The sequence below is a fragment of the Paenibacillus sp. S29 genome, assembly GCF_049319765.1.
Taxonomy (GTDB): Bacteria; Bacillota; Bacilli; order Paenibacillales; family Paenibacillaceae; genus Paenibacillus; species Paenibacillus polymyxa_B.
Window position 1 is genome coordinate 615,534 of sequence record NZ_JBMOUI010000001.1, and the last position, 15,986, is coordinate 631,519.

Annotated in this window: 7 protein-coding genes; 6 read left to right on the plus strand and 1 reads right to left on the minus strand. The window is 47.8% G+C overall.

Annotation, left to right across the window (positions count from 1 at the left end; all coding sequences use genetic code 11):
• Positions 1 to 37: 37 nt before the first annotated feature.
• The 6 genes from rfbG (at position 38) to ACL9RM_RS02865 (ending at position 4,595) form a co-directional block, all read left to right on the plus strand.
• Positions 38 to 1,126, plus strand: a complete 1,089-nt coding sequence (rfbG, locus tag ACL9RM_RS02840) for a CDP-glucose 4,6-dehydratase (RefSeq protein WP_422759355.1) — start codon at positions 38 to 40, stop codon at positions 1,124 to 1,126.
• Between the two features lie 255 nt (positions 1,127 to 1,381).
• On the plus strand, positions 1,382 to 1,771 hold the full coding sequence (locus ACL9RM_RS02845) for a flagellar protein FlaG (protein ID WP_165146235.1): 390 nt from the start codon (positions 1,382 to 1,384) through the stop codon (positions 1,769 to 1,771).
• A gap of 12 nt (positions 1,772 to 1,783) precedes the next feature.
• Entirely contained in the window at positions 1,784 to 3,286 is a 1,503-nt protein-coding gene (gene fliD, locus ACL9RM_RS02850) for a flagellar filament capping protein FliD (protein WP_250266794.1), read from the plus strand.
• Between the two features lie 20 nt (positions 3,287 to 3,306).
• Entirely contained in the window at positions 3,307 to 3,699 is a 393-nt protein-coding gene (gene fliS / locus ACL9RM_RS02855; RefSeq protein WP_235306481.1) for a flagellar export chaperone FliS, read from the plus strand.
• Positions 3,700 to 3,702: 3 nt separating this feature from the next.
• The gene (locus ACL9RM_RS02860; protein WP_235306480.1) at positions 3,703 to 4,041 is read left to right on the plus strand and encodes a hypothetical protein; all 339 of its coding nucleotides are present in this window, start codon (positions 3,703 to 3,705) and stop codon (positions 4,039 to 4,041) included.
• A gap of 356 nt (positions 4,042 to 4,397) precedes the next feature.
• On the plus strand, positions 4,398 to 4,595 hold the full coding sequence (locus ACL9RM_RS02865; RefSeq protein ID WP_013312263.1) for a cold shock domain-containing protein: 198 nt from the start codon (positions 4,398 to 4,400) through the stop codon (positions 4,593 to 4,595).
• Between the two features lie 159 nt (positions 4,596 to 4,754).
• On the opposite strand, the gene ACL9RM_RS02870 is transcribed toward ACL9RM_RS02865, so the two are convergent.
• The gene (locus ACL9RM_RS02870) at positions 4,755 to 15,830 is read right to left on the minus strand and encodes a DUF7507 domain-containing protein (RefSeq protein ID WP_414126184.1); all 11,076 of its coding nucleotides are present in this window, start codon (positions 15,828 to 15,830) and stop codon (positions 4,755 to 4,757) included.
• Positions 15,831 to 15,986: the final 156 nt, after the last annotated feature.

Consider the following 15,986-nt stretch of genomic DNA (forward strand, 5'->3'; position numbering starts at 1 on the left):
TCAAAAAGAACTTTTATAAAAGTCAGGAGCACCTATGATGAAATCAGACATGGTGGATCGTAGTTTTTGGGCCGGAAAAAATGTGTTCCTTACAGGACATACAGGATTTAAAGGGAGCTGGCTTAGTCTGTGGCTTCGTAGCATGGGCGCAAAGGTGACAGGTTACTCTTTACCTGCTCCCACTAGCCCATCTTTATTTAAGCTAGGTAATGTAGAGAATGTTCTGGTGGAATCGACTATCGGTGATGTGGCTGATTTAGAGATGCTAAGACGGTCTTTGCATAAGGTAAACCCAGAGATCATCATTCACATGGCAGCGCAACCTTTGGTCCGAAAGTCATATGAAGATCCGGTTCAGACTTATAGAACGAATGTGATGGGAACGGTAAATGTAATGGAGGCAGCTCGTACCTGTAGTTCAGTACGGGTGATTTTAAATGTAACAACAGATAAATGTTATGAAAACCAAGAGTGGCATTGGGGATACCGTGAGAATGAACCTTTAGGTGGATATGATCCTTATTCGAGCAGTAAAGCGTGCTCAGAACTGATTACGTCAGCATATCGGCGATCCTTTTTTCAATCATCCGATATCAGAGTAGCTACAGCACGAGCAGGAAATGTGATCGGAGGAGGCGATTGGGCTGAAGATCGATTGATCCCTGACTTGATCAGAGCGTTGACGGATGGAGAACAAATTTTAATCCGAAATCCTGAGGCTATCCGCCCTTGGCAACATGTGCTTGAGCCCTTATCGGGATATCTACTGCTTTGCCAAAACTTATACCTAGAAGGCGGCGACGCTTTTGCTCAAGCTTGGAATTTTGGACCGCGAGACGTTGATGCTAGGTCAGTTGAATGGATAGTCGAACAGATGCTCAGCAAATGGCCTTATGAGCACCCTGGGTATCAGGTAATAAGACAGGATCGTATGCATGAAGCAAATATGCTCAAGCTGGACTGTTCCAAGGCGTTGAAGGAGCTTAATTGGGCTCCAAGGTGGCAGTTGGATAGAGCATTGGAAGCTACTATTCAATGGGTTGCTGGTTATTTGCAAGGCAGAGATATAAAGGAACTGTGTGAGCGGCAAATTGCTGAATATGAAGCAGATTGTTTGGATGGATAAAAGAAAATTATATTGCACAGTATGAAACTAATCTATACAAATGGCCATTACTTCTTTAGTTTTCATATGAAATAAAGGTAGAACCCTCAAGCGGACATTTTTTTTGGGGGGGTTACCTTTATTTTATATGTTAGAAATGAAAGGTTGCAGTTTCAATGACCCACATGTATAGAGTAATCAATTTTAACCATTCTATTCAAACTCATGCATTGGGAACCGATAAATATAATAAATAATCCCATCGGAGGTTGTAAGATGAATCTGCAATTCTCTCTTTCGACGAATGCGGTGAGTGGCAAAGCAAACGGCGTAAGCCAACATAGCGATGCTATAGCAAATCAGGATAGCCAGCAAATACAGGCCGTGAGAAATGGATCAGAATTAAGCAAGCTCGAAAGGCAGGGAGTTTCATTCTCCATGGGGGATGAACAGCTCATTAAGGCAATAGATAGAGCCGTTAAAGCTCTTCAGGGACCTACAACCACGTTAGAAATGAGTGTGCATGAAAAAACACATCAGATCTTGGTCAAAGTTCTCAATAAAGACACTGGGGAATTGATTCGAGAGATTCCTCCTGAAAAGACCCTTGATTTAGTAGCAAAGATGATGGAGATTGCAGGGATTCTTATCGATGAAAAAGTATAAGGAGGAAGTGAAATGCGTATAAATGGTTTCTCAGGAATGGATATAGACAGTATGGTGACCTCTTTAATGACCGCGAAGAAGTCTCCATTAAATAAGCTGAACCAGCAGAAGCAGACGTTAGAGTGGACGCGTGATAGTTACCGTGAATTAAATACTAAGATCGTTCAGTTTAGCGATAAGTTGCGCGATTTAATGACTAAGTCTGACAAAATGAACACTCAGAAAGCAACGTTAACTGGTAATACAACGGCTATTAAAGCGGAAGCTAATGCTGATGCTAGCTCTACACCTATGTCTGTAGTCGTCAACAAGTTAGCAACAATGTCCAATATGCAGACCTCTACAGGCCTACGTACAGCGGGCAGCAGTACGGCAGATGCCACTAAAAGTACCACATTGGAGCAAATTGCAGGGGGTAGTGCGTCAGATACTTATGAGTTAAATATAAATGACAAAACAATCACTTTTCTAAAAACCGATACAATATCTGCAGTGATGGGCCGCATCAATTCAGAAGGGGCGAATGTAACAGCGACTTTTGATGAAATCAGTGGTAAGTTCTCCATTACAGCTAAAGATTATGGGGATAGCAATAATATTAAATTAACTGGTGCTGATAAGCAGGTTAAAAGCAGTACGCTTATGGATTTATTCCAAATTAGTTCTACAGATGTAAAGGGGGCTGAGAAGGGAGAAGTTATAGTAACGAATACTGCGGATTCGAGTTCTAAAACTTATAATCCTGATAAGAACTCCCTTGTCGTTAATGGAGTGTCGCTGACTCTGTTAGAGACTACTGGAACTACTGGACCAGCTAAAATCACAACCCAATCAGATCCAACAAAAGCTATGGAGACCATTAAATCTTTTGTGGATACTTATAATGACCTATTAAGTACGTTTAATACGAAACTAAGTGAACAAAAGTATCGCGATTTTCCTCCACTGACAGCCGATCAAAGGAAAGACATGAAGGAAGATGAAATTAAGCAGTGGGAAGAAAAGGCGAAAAGTGGTCTTCTTAAAAATGACTCCATTTTAAGTTCTGCTGTGTCTTCTATGCGTATGGTTATTTCCAGTAAATTAGGCGATTTAAGTTCGGTTGGTATTACTACAGGTCAATATTTCGAAAATGGTAAATTACAAATTAATGAAGAGAAGCTGAAAGCCGCTTTGACGACAAATCCGGATAAGGTTTTGAATATATTCAAAGGGTCGTCTGATGTTGTAAACAGCAAGCCTCTCTTTAGCGAATTAAGAAGTAAGCTTGATACTACGTTAGACATGTTTGTAAAAAAAGCAGGTACATCAAAATTCGATACAAATGCTAGTATGACCTTAAAGGCTGACAGTATAATGGGAAAGCAGCTTAAAAACTATAACAGCGATATTACAGAGATGACCAAAAAACTTGCTGATGCTGAAAAACGGTATTATAAGCAGTTTTCGGCTATGGAATCGGCTATGAACAAGTACCAGTCGCAGTCGTCCAGTTTGACAAGCTTTTTACAATAGTTTAGAAAAGGGTGATTCGTTTGATCTCATCTCCTTATGAAAAATATAAACAGTCTTCGGTGCAGACCTCTACTCCGGGGCAGCTCATTATTATGTTATATGACGGTGCCATTCGCTTTGTAAAGGCCGGGCTTGATGGGATATCATCCAATGATATTGTTAAGACTAATATAAACTTGGTCAAAGCCCAAACCATTATTAGTGAGCTAATGTCCACATTAAACTACTCGTATGATATTTCCAAAAATTTATATGCTTTATATGAGTATATGAACTATTTATTGATTCAAACGAATATCAAGAAAAGGATTGAGTCAGGTGAAGAAGTCCTGGGTTATCTGCAAGAATTACGTGAAACTTGGATTGCAGTGAACAAGCTAACGGCAGGTATGTCATTGTCAACGGAACAGTAAGCTATGATAAATGACGCCTTATCTCAATTAGAGCAACTAACCCAACAATTCATACTTCGACTGAATGAGACAAATTACGAGGAAGTTGAGATTTTTGTCGAAGTTCGTCAAATGAAGGTGGATAAACTGCTGAGTGTCTTGAAAAATACGCCTATGACAGCGGAGCAAAAACAGAAATTAGAGTCTATTCTAAGCCACGATGCAATAATTGATCAGCATATGCAATCGCTAAAACAGGAAGCCCAAAATTGGCTTGTCCAAAGAAATATGGCCAAATCGCAACGCAGTGCTTATGAAACTAACTATACGCCTGATAGCTTTCTGATGGATCGTAGGAAATAAATTTAAAAAGCTCTCGCCCAACACGTTTTATTGTGTGGACGAAAGCTTTTTTTACATTTGTAAAGCCGTCACTAATTGAGTTTAAACGAAGAGAAAGACCTATACAAAAAAATCTATCAATTTATTGTTTCAGGCACTAAAATATAGTTTAAAACATGATCAGTAAGTCTACTTTAGTCCAAGTTCTAATAGTTCAAGGAACAAAGTTGTTGACTATTTACCCATTGTATTATATATGGAATAACTATACATGAAAACATTATCAATTCCAATTGACAATGGATAACTTTGGGTGGTATAGTCGGAAATGTGGGCGAGAGCTTCACTTCATTTGATGACGAAGGGAATGTTAGTGCATGCAAGGTAAAGTAAAATGGTTTAACGCAGAAAAAGGTTATGGTTTCATTGAAACATCTGACGGCGGCGACGTATTTGTACATTTTTCCGCAATTCAAACAGAAGGCTTCAAAACACTTGAAGAAGGACAAGACGTGGAGTTCGACATTGTCGAAGGCGCACGTGGACCACAAGCCGCTAACGTAACCAAATTATAATCATCCCCGGCATAGCCGACCTACATAATTGGTAAGATGGTTAGCAATGGATAACGCGCTAGCAACTGCCCTGGAATATATTCCAGGGCTTTTTTATGTTATCTAATTACATAAAAAAGCCCCTTACCCAGTGGTAAGGAGCTTAACACAATAGAACTTTTACTCTAGAGAACCATCAAAGTCAGCCATTTCCACAAAAATGGTATTGGAGGAGGCAGATTGTTTCTCTACGCTTCCGTCTGGATAACGGAATTGATAGCGCAGGATAACCTGGGCGATCAGATACGCGCGGAGCGCAGATTCGATGTCGAAAGAGAATACGATGACTGCTTTGTGGTTTGGATCAAGCCGACCTAACGGAATACCTTGGAGCAGGTTAGGATGCGGAAGTGGCACAGAATTCACGGTGACCGTTCGTAGCAAAATGAAATCTTCGGCTGCAAATGGTGCAGTGAGCAAGAGCTCTTCCAGTGGGGTGTTTCCGATGTTTTCCACATAGACGGTAAAGGACAGGGTATCTTCTTGGCCGACACGCAAAGCGCTGGAGCTAAGCGTAAGTTTAGGGATGGCTGCAATAACGGTCACGCCGACGGTGTTGGTCTGGGAGGTTTCCTGAATGGTCTCTCCTCCACTACGACGTGAGGTATATTCGATGGTGGCCTGGTTGCTGAATGTTCCATCTGCAGGTGCTTCACGGATTTGTGCCTGTAATGTAAGGGTGAGCGTCTCCCCTGGTGCAATATCCGGGAGCGTGATACCTGCAGCGAGATTAGCGCCTGGCTGTGCTTTTTCTTGAATAGTCAGGCTGTTGGGTACATAAATGAGTCCATGCGGCAAAGGGTCTGTGAACAGCGGATACTGCGCTGTGATTCCCCCTTTGTTAGTAATCTGTATGGTGAAGGTGAGTGTGTCGCCTACAGAGGCATCCGTGGTACTCACCTTTTTAACTAATTCGAGCAGTGGGAATACAACTGGGATCGTAACGGTATTGGTATTCAATGTCCCCGATACGACTCTTCCTCCAGGTAACGTAAACGAGTAGGCAAAGGCAGCTTGATTTACGATGTAGCCGGATGGAGGCGCCTCTAATACGGTCACTTGATAAGTCAGTGTCAATGACTGTCCGGGTTCCACAGACCCAAGGCTAACACCGACAGCAGGATCGACTCCCGACAGTGACTGACCATTCAACTGTATGCTGTCAGGAATCAATAGAGTCCCGGCAGGAATGAAATGTTGCAGTGTAACTTCGGATGTTACGTTGCCAAAGTTGTTGAGCAGTACCGTATAAGTAAGGCTTTCTCCTGCGATGGCCTCTGTATTCTCCGTAGAGATACTTGCGGCAAGCTGTGGATCAAAAACAGTTATAGTCACGGTGTTACTGGTAACCTCGCTCGCACCGTCACTGCCAGCATATTGAAGCCGTACGCTATTGTTTAGACGTCCTCCGAGAGGCAGAGACTGAACGTTCACGCTGTAGGATACATCCATTGTCTGTCCCGCCTGTAAGCTGCCGATAAATAATGGTTCACCCGGCTTGCTAGCAGCAGGTGGAGAACCGTTAATTCTCAAGCTATCCGGGTTTATGATGGTTCCATTCGGTACGTAATCGGCTAATACTACATCAGTAATGACCGAGCCTCCATCGTTAACAAGAGTCAGCTGATAAGGTACAGCATCCCCTAATGTGACAGTAGACACTGTTGTGCGTAGCACGGCTGACAAGGCTCCTCTAGCAGTAGGGGCTACTTTAACCGAGACAGAAGGTGAAGCAGTTACCAGATTCGTGCTTCGTCCGTCGGGCAGCTGGTAGGAGTAAGCCAGCGAAGCTTGATTCACCAGTGTGCCAGACTCGGAGGCACGAATGACAAGCGCGGAGAAGACGGTAGTCGTTTTTTCTCCTGGTGCGATGGTGCCTAGGGCAATGCCTTGCCCTGGACGGACCCCATATTGAGGGATTCCATTAACCGAAACAGAGCCAGGAACAAAAGCAAGCTCCGATGGCAATGAGTCCGTTAACAAGCCAAACGCACCGATATTTCCCGTATTTTCTGTGACGATAGAATAGGTGATGCTTTGGCCTGGCTGTACGCTCTCCGTGCTGGCTGTTTTCGTCAGTTTCACCACAGGCTGAAGTAAGGCAATGGTGACAGCATTGGACAAAACGGCACTCGCTTCTTCACCATTTGAGAGTAACAAGCGCGCCTGATTCGTACGTGGTCCTGGCTGTTCTGTCGCTGTGATACGGACATCAAAGGATATGACAGTCTTGGTATTCGCTTCTAACGGTGGCAAAGGTATGCCAGTGTCGGGATCGCTTTCTGCCACCGTAGATCCATTAATCTGAACTGAACCTGTAATAAACTCGATGTCCTCTGGCAAAGTGTCCAGCAAACGGGCATCTTGCACGGTATTCGTATCCTCGTTGAGGATCACGAGTTCATACGTCAAGGTATCGCCTGTAGTGGCGAAAGGTGAGCTTACGCTTTTACTTAATGTGATGTCTAGCGGTGACACGGCTACCTCAACAATGTTGGATAAATGGAAACCGCCTGCCTCTCGCCCATCTGGTGCATTAAAGCGATAGTCTACCTCAGCCTGATCGACTAGTAGTACGGTTGCAGGGATGGAGGATACCAGCACTTGGAAAGTGACGGTTGCCGATTGTCCTGGTGGTATGGCTGGAGTCGAGATGCCAGAAACCGGGCTTGCACCGGGAGCTGCAATGCCGTTAATCGAGACTGTGTTCGGAAGGAATACAGAGCCGTCTGGAATATTGTCACTTACAGTAGTCGAGGCTGCAATGTTACCCGTGTTGGATACGACAATCGTGTAAGTGATGATGTCTCCGACTGTGGCATTATTGGTATTGCTTGTTTTGACTGCTGTCAGGATCGGCTGGAAGACCGAAATGGTTATCACATTAGATGTTGAGCTGCCAGTAAATACTCCGCTGGTAAAGCTAACGGATGCCTGATTAGTTAATTGTGCCGGTGTTGGCAAGAAGTCGACTCGAACCTGGAACGTAACGGTAGTAACAGCTCCTGGAGCGAGCGTACCGATGGCAATGCCAAAGCCAGGGTTTCCATCAGGGAAGGAAGTTCCGTTTATGGTAACACTGCCATTCACAAAGGAGCTTCCCGCCGCAATCATATCTGAAACCACTATATTACTGGCTGTGCTGATCCCATTGTTGGAGACAGCCAGTGTGTAGGTAATGATATCGCCAATAATGGCGTCGGTAGCTGTCGTTCCTTTGACGATGCTAACGTCTGGTGAGGATACAGAGATACTAACTAAATTGGATACCGCAGATCCAGATACAGTTCTGCCATCTGGTGGTTGGAAAGTGAATGAGCCTGATGCCTGATCGACCAGTACCTGTGGATTAGGCAGAGTATTGATAACGGTTTGGAACGTTACAGATACCGTTCCGCCTGGCAGCACGGATCCAACTGGAACGCCAGTTTCGATGGACAATCCAGGTTGTGGACTGCCGGCAATGCTGACACTGTTGGCAAGGAAAGTCGATCCGGCTGGGATGTTATCGCTGATGGTAAGCGCTGCTGCAATATTGCCGCTATTCACGGCCGTAATCGTGTAGGTCAGTGTATCGCCGACGGAGGCGTTAAGAGTGCTGGATGCCTTAGTAATTGCAATTAACGGTTGGAACACAGGTACGATGAGTGGATCGGAAAAGGCAGTGCCAGTGAACGTTCCGCTAGTAAACGTGACGGCTGCAATATCTGTGAGCAGTGGTGGCTGCGGCAAAGACTGGACAGTCGTTTGGAAACTGACGACGAATGTATTTCCAGGTGCGACGTTTCCAATGGCAATTCCAGCAACCGGAGAGGCATTAGGGAAGGCTACTCCGTCGATTAGGACACTGCCCGGAACGAAGGATGTACCTGCAGGAATTGTGTCTGTTACAACAGTATCTGTGACTGAATCCACACCGCTATTCGTGATGCTCAGTGTATATCTGATCGTATCTCCGACTACAGCGGCTGCCAGACTGGATGTTTTCGTCACCTGAATATTAGGTGCAGACACAGCAACATTGACTGTATTGGATGTGACGGAATCACTCAGCACCCTACCATCTGGCGGTGAGTACGTAAAGTTTGCTTGCCCTTGGTCGGTCAATACAGGCGGAGTTGGCAGAGACGAGACGATGGTTTGGAAGCTCACTGTAATACTGCCTGAAGGGGCCAGTGATCCGAGCGTTATGCCTGTAACTGGCGAAGCTCCTGGTACAAGGATGCCGTTAACGACTACGCTGTTAGGCAGTAGTTCAGAGCCAGCAGGAATGTTATCCGACAGCACAGGTATAACGGCAATATTTCCGGTATTGGTGAGCGTCAGGGTGTAGACCAATGTTGATCCGATCTGTGTATTAACGGTATTCACGGTTTTGGTCAGGCCGATGATCGGCTGATAAACGGGCAAGGTGACCGGATCGGATTGCGAAGACGAGGTCAACGCGCCTGAAGTAAAGCTGACGGTCGCTTGATTGGTTATTTGCGGCGGCTGCGGCAGATTAACGACGGAGACCTGGAATGTAACTGCTGCCGAACCACCTACTGCAATGGTGCCTACAGGGATACCGGAGCTTGGCGACGCAGCAGGCACCGAAGTTCCATTCACGGTTACGCTACCCGGAACAAAGCTGGTACCGGGTGGCAGTTGATCAGATACAACGGCATTGACGACTTGACTGATTCCGTTATTCGTAGCAATCACAGTATACGTAATGGTATCTCCGACTACGGCATCTGTAGCGGAGGCTGTTTTGATAACGTCCACATCTGGCGAAGAGACCGAGACGGTCACAGACGGAGATACTGCACTTCCAGTCAGGACACGACCATCTGGAGGTTGATAGCTGTAAGCTGCGGTCGCCTGATTGACCAATGTACCTGATGCGGGCAGTGAGGTAATGACTGCCTGAAAGGTCAGAGTGACAGTCGTAGCTGCACCTATGATACCTAATGGAATCCCAACACTTGGATCTGAACCAGGTGCGGCGGTGCCATTGATCACTACACTATTAGCTATAAAAGCAGCCCCTGCCGGAATGGGATCACTAAGGACGGTATCTGCGCCGATGTTTCCAGAGTTTGTAACGGAGAATGTATAGGTTACCGTATCTCCAACCGTAGCTCTTCCCGTTCCCGCGCTTTTAGTTACAGTGACGATCGGTTGATACACAGGGATGGTAACGGGATTGGATACCGAAAATCCGTTAAATGCACCTGAAGTAAAGCTGACGGTCGCTTCATTGGTAATGGACGCTGGCGAAGGCAGTGATTGTACGTTAAGCAAAAAGCGAATGGTGGCTCCGCCCCCAGCTCCAAGCGTTCCGACAGGAATGCCGTTTTGCGGATTGGCTGTAACAACAGGTGTACCATTGATTGTAACGCTGCCTGGGACAAAGGCAGTTCCAAAAGGAATGGTATCTGTGACGATTACGTTAGTAACCGGATCGAGTCCGTTATTGAACGCAGTTATGACATAGGGGATAGAATCACCCACGACAGCGACAGCCACATCAGCTGCCTTCGTGGCGGTAACATTCGGTGATGAGATCGGAATGGATACAGGTAGGGCTGCACCATTTCCGGTCAGCGTTCGTCCATCTGGTAGCTGGAACGTGTAGTTCACAGTGGCCTGGTTGGTTAATATGGAGCCAGGTGGTACTGATATGACCACGGCGCTAAACGAGACGGTTACCGTCGCACCTGGGGCGACTGAACCGATATTAATGCCTGTAATCGGGTCTGCTCCGGGAATGGGCGAACCGTTGACCAGTACGCTATTTTGATTCAGGCTAAGCGAGCTGGACAACAGATCAAGCACCACCGTTTCTGCGGGCGCGTTGCCGGTATTGGTTACGGTGATAAAAAAGCCAAGTGTATTCCCTACGGTTGCACGATCTGCACTGAGGGTATTGGTCACATTCAAGATTGGCTGAAATACAGGCAGGCTGACTTGATTCGAGACGGATTGACCTGCGAAAGCCCCGGAATTAAAGGAGACCGTTGCCTGATCCGTTGACAAGCCTGACGCTGGCAAGGATGTTGCCGTGGTCTGGAAGGTGACCGCTACTGAGCTGGCGGCAGGGACAGTGCCTACGGATACGCCTGTGGCGATGTTGGCTCCCGGTATAGTGACACCATTGACTTGTACGGAGTTAGGTATAAAAGTAGTGCCATCAGCAATCGGGTCGATAAAGACAGTTCCCGTCACGGGTGTAATGCCGCTATTTACTGCATTAATGGTATACGTAATGGTATCGCCGAAGGCAACAGAAGTCTGATTGACCGTTTTGGTCACGGTGACATTCGGATTGGATACGGGAATGAACACCGGATTCGATTGTGCGCTCCCATTTAATGTGCGGCCGTCAGGTGGCTGGAAGGTGAATGTGGCCGAACCTTGATTTAATAGACCCAGACCAGCAGGGACAGCGTTAATGACCACTTGAAAGGTAAGGGCGACAGAAGCCCCTGCTGCAATGTTTCCGACCACTACCCCTGATTGAGGATTGGCTCCAGCAACAGGCAGACCGTTCACGGTGACGCTATTCGGTATAAAGGAGGAGCCTGATGGAATGGCATCGGTGAAGGTGGCGGTCGCTGCTAGATTACCTGTATTTTGGGCGGTGAGTGTATAGACTACGGTGTCGCCTACCGTTGCTTGACTCGTATTTGCGATTTTAACAAGACTGATAATAGGCTGGTAAACAGGGACGACAACTGTGTTAGAGAGTGATGTGAAGTTCAGTGTACCGCTAGTAAAAGAAACTGTAGCCTGATCACTCAGCTGAGGTGGCTCAGGCAGGCTGTTGACAGACACGGAAAAGGTGACGGTTGTTGACGCTCCAGCAGCGATGGAACCGATTGGTATCCCCGTTAAGGGGCTGGCTGACGGCAATGTCGTTCCATTTACAATAACCGAGCCAGGAACAAAGGTGGAGCCCGACGAGATCGTATCGTTTACCCGAACATCCGTCACGGTTTGGACTCCGCTATTGGTAGCTGTAATGGTATAAGTTATTGTATCGCCGGGAACTGCGTCAGCTACCGAAGCACTTTTACTTACCTGCACATTGGGTGATGATACAGGAATTGTGACAATATTGGACGAAACATTGCCGTTAACAATCCGGCCATCCGGCGGTTGAAAGGAAAAGCTGATATTCGCCTGGTCGGTGAGTTGGGGAGGTAAAGGCACGGAAGTAATCACCACCTGAAAAGTTGTTTGAGTCACGGCTCCAGGTGCAATGGAGCCAATAGACAGACCTGTTTCGGGACTGGCACCGGGAATAGGAACACCGTTGACAACCACGCTGTTCGGTACCAGTGCTGAGCCTTCGGGGATATTGTCTATCAATGTGGCAGCAGCTGCAATATTACCGCTGTTGGTTACTGCCACAGAGTACGTTACGATGTTTCCGACTGTGGCTGATATAGGCTCAGCGGTTTTGCTTACGCTTAACACCGGAGCGTTCAAAGCCACTGTCACCGGGTTAGATACGGATACCCCTGAAAAAGCACCGCTGGTGTAGCTGACACGCGATTGATTGGTGAGCTGCGGCGGACTTGGCAATGGAGAGGACACCGTTGCTCTGAAAGTGATTGTAGGTCCCCCTCCAGCGGCAATGCTCCCAATTACGATACCTAAAGACGGATCTCCACTGGCTATTGTGGAGCCATTCAGCGTTACGCTACCCGCGGTGAATTGAGAGCCGGCCGGGATAGGATCGGAAACGACCACATTACTCACGGTCTGTAGTCCGTTGTTGAGTACGGTCAGGGTGTATAACACCGAATCACCCGGAATGGCGGTGGAACGGTCTGCAGTCTTCGAAATGGACACATTCGGCGCTGACACAGGAATGGATAACACGTTGGACGATGCGCTATCTGTTCGCACTCGCCCATCGGGCAACGTAAAGGAAATGGCGGCGGTGGCCTGATCTGTCAGTTGGGATGGTGTTGGAAGAGAAGCCACTACAGTTTGGAATGTCAATGTGATAGGGCTTTGCGGCGACACGGTTCCGATGAAAATACCTGCTGCTGGACTAGCTCCGGGCTGACTAACGCCATTGATTACCACGCTGTTCTCCATAAATGTGGACCCGGAAGGAATAGCATCTGTCAGCGTTACTGAAGCGTTATAATTGCCGCTGTTCATGACCAACAATGTGTACAGAATCGTGTCGCCTATCGTAGCTGCTGTTGTATTTGCAGATTTGGCTACACTGATGCGAGGCTGATAAACCGGCACAGAGACGGTATTTGTCTGGGATGTTCCGGTAAAAGCACCGCTGGTGAAGCTGACACTGGCTGTGTTTTGCAGCGGCTGTACGGACGGAACGGCATTGACCAGCACAGCATAGGACACCTGCACGGATGCGCCTGCGCCAATGGTGCCGACTGGAACCCCACTTCTTGGATCGGCTGTGCTCACAGGTGATCCACCGACGGTTACGCTTCCGGGCACAAGTGACACGCTGCCGGGGAGTGGATCGGTAATCACGGTGTTTGTGATGGGGTCAATTCCGTTATTAACGGCGTTCACGCTGTAGGTCAGTGCTTCGCCAACACTAACGGATGTGAACCCCGCAGACTTGGTTACTGCTACGTTGGGAAGCGAAATCGATACGGAAACAATATTGGAAAGAAGCGAGCCCGACAGGGTTCTTCCGTCTTGCAACTGATATGAATATTGGAGCAGGCCCTGATCGTTTAACCCACCCCCGGGTGGTAGGGAATCCACTGTCGTCCGGAATGAGACTGTAATTTGTGCACCAGGGCTTACGGTCCCCACTGAAATTCCCGTATTAGGATTGGCGCTTGGCACTGAGGACCCGCCGACAATGACGCTTCCGGGAATAAAGGTGGAGCCTGTCGGTACAGTTTCCGTCAAAGTCGTGTTTAATACCGCTGTTCCGGTATTAGCGATGAGGAATGAATAAGTAATCGTCCCGCCAACGCTGGCACGGTTGGAGCTGGCGCTTTTGGTAATCGTCGGCGCTGCAATAACGACAGGTATGGTTACAAGATTGGACAAAGATGATCCGGTAAAGGCCCCGGAAGTGAAGCTGACAGTTGCACGATTGTTGACCTGTGCAGGAGAAGGCAGAGAATTAATGGCTGCCCGAAATACAACCGTAACCGATGCGCCTGGAGCTAAAGTGCCGATCGGAATGCCATTCACAGGTGTAGCAGTCGCAGAAGCAGTTCCGTTCACGGTGACGCTACCAGGTACAAAGGCAACTCCGCTTGGTAGCGGATCGGTAACGACTACATTGGTCACATTGGCGATTCCGTTGTTTGTGGCGGTTATGGTAAATTGAACAGTCTCTCCGACTGCGGCGGCTGCCAGGGAAGAGGCTTTTGTCACGGTCACATTTGGTGAGGATACGGGAATGGTGAGCGTGTTGGACGTCCCGCTTCCGTTCAATATACGTCCGTCAGGCGGTGTAAAGGTATACGTGTAAGCCGCCTGATCGGTCAAATTACCAGAGGCGGGAACCACGTTGACGAGGGTCTGGAAGGTCACGGGTATAGTAGCACCTGTATTAATTGTTCCTACTGAAAAACCAGTAGCGGGATTGGCAGCAGGCACGGAAGAACCACCAATGGTCACACTGCCTGGTATGAAGGATGATCCGGCGGGAATGCTCTCCGAAAAGCTGAGATTTGCAGCAATGCTGCCTGTGTTGGATATCTGAAACGTGTACGTAATCGTATCTCCAACTGTAGCAGCCGTTGTATTGGCACTTTTAATAATCCCAATAACAGGTTGGTAGATTGGTGTACTGGCAGTGTTGGACGGAACGTTGCCAGAAATGACAGGTCCTCCAGGTACGGTTTGAAAGGAAAAGGATGCCGATGCCTGATTGCCCAGCTGGGTGTTTGCTGGCAATGAAGTGACGGTTGCACGGAATGTAATGGTCACCGTGGAAGCAGGAGCTACACTGCCCACTGTGATACCTGTAGCGGGATTGGCCGTTGGCTGGGCTGTGCCCGCGACAACAACACTGCCGGGTACGAAGGTAGCCCCGGCTGGTATGGTATCGGTAAGCACTGCGTTGGAAGCACTGACGAGCCCCGTATTCGAAATGTTAACCGTATAGGTAACTATATCGCCAATAACCAAGCCTGTAGAGCTGGCAGTTTTGGTCAGGGTCACCAGCGGAGCATTGATATCAATTTGAATGGCATTGGCATTTACAGTGTAAATGTCGCCATTTGTTGTCAGCTGGAGGACGCCTGTGGTTTGGCTGTTGAGCAGCGTGGAGGAAATATAGACATTGGTAATGTCCCAGCCTTGCCTTCCGCCCGTCACCTGCGTTCCAGGTGCCCCATTCACGGCATTAGTTGTACCGAAGGTCCCGGTCGTGACCAATATGCCGTCGTCTCCGTTTATTTGAGAAGCGAAAAAATTAGTTGAAAAATTATTAGGCCCAGACAGCGCAGTCAAACTGGATGTGGTAGGTCCAAACAATGCACGGTCACCAGTGATGTCCACGTCACCCTCTTGGGCGCTAATCAGTGCCCTGCCGCGCAAAGTCCCCTGTACGGGCGTGGCAAAGCCACTCACCACCACATTGACCGAGCCTGTAGCGGTACTGACCCCTTCACCACCAACGCGTAGCGATAGGTTACGGAAGGGAAGAGATGGGTTATTGTACACCACAGCCAGCGTCCAGCCGGCATGGTTGGTGTTGGTGGAATCGGGAACCGTGATGGTGCCCGTCACATTTCCGACCGTGTATGCCCCTGCACCGCCTTGAATGACTAGATTTGTGACATTCGCTGTTCTCACATAGGTACTGAGACTGGTGACGTTGACTGATGTTGCAGATTCAGGACTGACCGTAGTAGATAAAGCAGGTGTCTGAAATGTGACCGGGTTGTTGGTGCTGGATAATACATTGGTACTGCCGTTGGCATAACTTCCTCCCCAAATAAGCTCAGCGTACAGCACCGTACTGCCCGCAGGAAGCACAAGGAATGCTGTCGATGAGTTACTGGTAAAGGCAGAAGTCGTACCGAATGGATACGTGCCGAAGCGAGAGGCTGTATTGGTTGTGATGAACGCGCCAATGCTGGTCGTTGTTCCCGGCACTCCTACCGAATTAGAGCGTGCCAGCCCAAGTGTATTCCCTATAAAGGTGACAGCCCCCGTCTGGTTCGTTACGTAACGCTGAATAAAAGCCATGGATTAGCTTCCTACTTTCCATCTCTTCCAAATCCGTTATCTTGGGATCTCCGTATAGGAAGAGCCAGCTAGGCTGGGTGTAATAATCCTTTCGTATAAATTGTCTGGGTTGTAACCAGGCCTTGCATACCGCACAAGTCCATGTACCTGTTCAGC

Excerpts from the sequence above, each read along its gene's own strand:
- ACL9RM_RS02870 (WP_414126184.1), bottom strand. The coding sequence starts at position 15,830 with ATGGCTTTTATTCAGCGTTACGTAACGAACCAGACGGGGGCTGTCACC.
- fliD (WP_250266794.1), top strand. The coding sequence starts at position 1,784 with ATGCGTATAAATGGTTTCTCAGGAATGGATATAGACAGTATGGTGACC.
- rfbG (WP_422759355.1), top strand. The coding sequence starts at position 38 with ATGAAATCAGACATGGTGGATCGTAGTTTTTGGGCCGGAAAAAATGTG.
- ACL9RM_RS02860 (WP_235306480.1), top strand. The coding sequence starts at position 3,703 with ATGATAAATGACGCCTTATCTCAATTAGAGCAACTAACCCAACAATTC.
- ACL9RM_RS02865 (WP_013312263.1), top strand. The coding sequence starts at position 4,398 with ATGCAAGGTAAAGTAAAATGGTTTAACGCAGAAAAAGGTTATGGTTTC.
- ACL9RM_RS02845 (WP_165146235.1), top strand. The coding sequence starts at position 1,382 with ATGAATCTGCAATTCTCTCTTTCGACGAATGCGGTGAGTGGCAAAGCA.